This is a genomic window from Rhizorhabdus sp. P4_G6 (assembly GCF_056401045.1).
Window position 1 is genome coordinate 1 of sequence record NZ_JBFUKC010000048.1, and the last position, 3,698, is coordinate 3,698.

General features: G+C 59.9%; 4 protein-coding genes. 2 read left to right on the plus strand and 2 right to left on the minus strand.

The genetic code is table 11. The annotated features are described in order from the left end of the window. A partial coding sequence (locus AC1DPF_RS18880) for a TonB-dependent receptor (RefSeq protein WP_477962929.1) occupies positions 1-1,523 on the minus strand: 1,523 nt, incomplete at its 3' end. Between the two features lie 122 nt (positions 1,524-1,645). Further along, positions 1,646-2,899: a M24 family metallopeptidase gene (locus AC1DPF_RS18885; RefSeq protein WP_477873421.1), complete on the minus strand. Its 1,254-nt coding sequence runs from the start codon at positions 2,897-2,899 to the stop codon at positions 1,646-1,648. 290 nt (positions 2,900-3,189) lie between these two features. On the opposite strand from AC1DPF_RS18885, the gene AC1DPF_RS18890 reads away from it, so the two are divergent. Next, complete coding sequence (locus AC1DPF_RS18890) at positions 3,190-3,561, plus strand: DoxX family protein (protein ID WP_477962931.1); 372 nt, start codon at positions 3,190-3,192, stop codon at positions 3,559-3,561. A gap of 31 nt (positions 3,562-3,592) precedes the next feature. After that, positions 3,593-3,698: NAD(P)-binding domain-containing protein (locus tag AC1DPF_RS18895; RefSeq protein ID WP_477962933.1), on the plus strand; the 106-nt coding region annotated here is incomplete at its 3' end.

Sequence of the window (3,698 nt, forward strand, 5' to 3'; positions counted from 1 at the left end):
GCGGGGCGATGTGCCAGTCGCGGGGCGATGTGCCAGTCCAACTGGCCAAAGGCCGAGTAGGAATTGGTCCTGAGCGTTCCATCGGCGCCGATATCGAATGGCGCTCCCGGCACAACGCTGCCTACGGGGAATTTCAGCCCCGATCGTGCGTGCGCCTTGATGTAAAGGTAGAACAGGCCTCCCGTCCAATCGACGAGATCGCTCTTTCCTGTCAGCCGGACTTCCTGGCTGAAGGTGGAAGCTTTGACGCCCTGATACACGCCGGACTGGTTGCCCGGTCCAGAATCGGTGTCCACGAAACCGATTTTGTAGAAATGCTTGTAGTCGGTCACCGCCGCCAACTTGACGCCGTCGCTTAACTCGAACTCGCCGTTGAGGTTGGCGCCATAGGTGCGCACCCGCCCGTGATTGCGGAATGCAAAGTCGCTCGACGTGCGAGGATCGCTTCCATCGGGATCTTTATAGCCAAAGAAGTCGGCGCCGGGGACGGGACGGCCAAAGCTGTCGCCGAACACGCCGTCGTTATTGAGGTCGGAGCCGAAATCCTGGTTATTTGCGCCGATGGAAGCGCGCGTCTCGGTGGGGGAAGCGTTGACCACATTGACCAGCTCGCCGGCCGCATYGAATATGCCGACCGTCGGCTTCTSCTGATAGGGTGCCGWCGACATCCGGGTTCTGGCCGCATTGACGGACAGCAGTACCCGCGCCCCATCGCTGGGCTCGAACAAAGTGGTKAYACGCCCGGYCAGGGTATCGTCGTCGCCCAGATTGGCGCCGGCGCCGGGGCCCGGCGACCCRCCGACCGCGCCCGCCGGATAGGAGTTGCGCACATAGGGCTGGGCCTTGTTCCACATGACGGCGACGCGCGTCGCCAWYGTGCTGSYCATSGGCAGGTTGATCGCGGCTTCCCCATGGAATGCGGTGGGCGATCCGGGGGAGTCGTGAATTCCGTAGTTCAGGTCAACGAAGCCCTCGACGGCGTCCAGCTTGGGCTTGCGCGTGATGTAGCGGACCAGGCCACCGGTCGCGTTGCGGCCGAACAGCGTGCCCTGCGGCCCCTTCAGCACCTCGACGCGGTCGATATCGAACAGGGCGAAAGTCTGGCCCTGGCCGATCGCGATGTAACCGTCGTCCAGATAAACAGCGTTGGGAGCCTCGACGATATCGTTGAAATCATTCTGGGTAACGCCGCGGATCGTGTACTGGCTGTTCTGGCCGGCGAGCGCGCCACCGAGGTGCACGCCCGGCGTAAGCGCTGCGAGCTCGCGCGAGTCGACCACGTTGAGCGCGCGCAACTGCTTGCCGGAGTAGGCGGTGATGGCGATACCCACCTTCTGGATGTTTTGTTCGCGGCGTTGCGCGGTTACGACGATTTCGTCCGACAAAACCGAACCGCCTTCGTCGGCCGCCTGGTCTTGCGTGGCAGCGGCGGCGGGGGCGTCCTGCGCCAGTGCGGGACTGGCAAGCGCACCAATGGCAACGGCGCAAAGTAACGTTGCTCGGATTTTAAGATCTTTCCTCATTACCATTCCCCTAAATTGACAACAGCATGCGACCTAATATTGCAATTACCTACTTTTTGTTTTCCAATAACGACAATATACTAGATCTATAATTACTTACCAAATTGCCGGTTTTTGACGGACTAGAAAATCTCGCATCCCGGCAAACCACATGAAATCAATCGATCCGACGGGAAGTTCGTGATGATTTCGCAACCATCCTTGGTGACGACCACCTCTTCCTCGATCCGAGCAGCGCCTGAGCCGTCCGCCGCACCGCACCACGTTTCAAGGGCAAACACCATACCCTCGCGCAGCGGTTGGTTTTGCCCGCGGTAGCGCTTGGAGATGATCGGCCGCTCCCAGAGCGACAGCCCTACGCCGTGGCCATATTGCAGGAGAAATGCCTCCGCCTCGTCGCGGTAGCCGAATTCGGTGGCGTCCGGCCAAACTTCCGCGACTTCGTCAGGAGTGACCCCGGGCCGGATCATGTCGATCGAAGCGCTGATCCACTTCGATGCCTTCTCGTAGGCGTCGATCTGGAATTTATTTGGCTCCCCGCAGATGAAGGTGCGGTAATAACAGGTCCGATAGCCGTTGTATGAGTGCATGATGTCCAGGAACACCATGTCACCCGGCTGGATCATACGATCGGAGAACGTGTGCGAATGCGGGCGACCGCGTGGACCCGATACCGAGTTGACGCATTCGACGCGCTCCGAGCCCATGCGAAACAGGCGATCGTTAGCGATTGCCACAAGTTCGTTCTCGCGGGTCCCCGGACGGACAGCCTTGGCGATGTCCACGTAGGTGGCGTCCACCATGGCCGCAGCCATCTTGAGCAACTCGATCTCGTCCGGAGTCTTGATTTCGCGGGCATCGAGCAACGCCTGCTGGCCGTCGACCACCATGATGCCCTCGGCCTCGAGCGCACGGAGCATCGGAAGCTCCATGATGTCGATGCCGAGCGGCTCCTTTTCAATCCCGAAGTGAACGAGAGCCTTCTTGATCTGCTTCGCGAAATCGCCCTGCACGTTCATCCACGGCGGGAGCCCGCCTTGCATGGTCGAGATCGGGGCGGCCACATTGTCGGCGATCCACGGCGATGACAACCGCTTGGCAGGTGGTGCGGGATCCCACAGGAACGGCGGGCCATCTGCCGGACAAAGCGCATAGCGCATGAACTTGTCGCGCGCCCATTCACCGATATGCGTACCGGTGACATAGCGAATGTTATCGAAATTGAAGCAAAGGACCGCACCGAGGCCGGCGTGGCGGACAGCATTCTGTGCCCGTGCAAGCCTCGCCTTGAACAGGCGATCGTAATCGATGCCCCGTTCCCAGTCCTTAGCCTGGGATCCAAAGCTGGCGCCGGCGTGTGGACGATTATACTTCACCCAAAATTTCCCTGTCCTACTTGGAGATGCGGCGTTGCGCCGGATCTGTTCAGCGACCTTCGCTCGTCGTGCGGCCGCCCTGTTGATTATTTCGCCGAACGGAAAAATGTCGCCTAAATTTCGTTCATTTGCCGTTGAACGGTAAAATTGTCGATTTTTCTTGCCCTGTCAAGCACCGATGTATAAATTATGACAGTGGGGCGAGACTGGCGTCGGTGGAGTGGTTGTTTCGACCAAGTTCGGGCGGGTCGCCCCCACCCTGGGTGCGTTAGGCGGAGGAGAAATGCGCCGTGTACAGCGTCTTCGACCTAACAAACGGCTACGATGTACTGAGGATCTTGTGTGGCGCTTTCTTCGTCCCCCATGTCGTGGGGAAAATCACTGCGCGGGAGGCCTCGGTGGGCTTCTTCAAGCTGGCTGGCTGGAAGCCGCCCCAATTCTGGTCTTACGCGGCGATGGCAATCGAGATCATCCTGGCGATCTGCCTGGTGTTCGGCATCCTGACGGCATACGCCGCTTACCTCGCCAGCATCTACCTCCTGATCGCCGCAGTCGCGAACTTCCGCCTCTCGCGCAAATGGCTCTGGCATATAGGCGGAAGCGAATGGCCGGTCTTCTGGGCGCTGTGTTGCGCGGTGGTCGGCATTTACGGCTCGCATTGATGCGCGGGCGTGATGAATACGGAGCTTTATTGTGAAGGTAGTTTTCATAGGTCTTGGACGCATGGGCCAGGCAATGGCCCGGCGGCTGCTGGATGCGGGCCATGATCTTGTGGTCTGGAACCGTACGCCGGATCGGC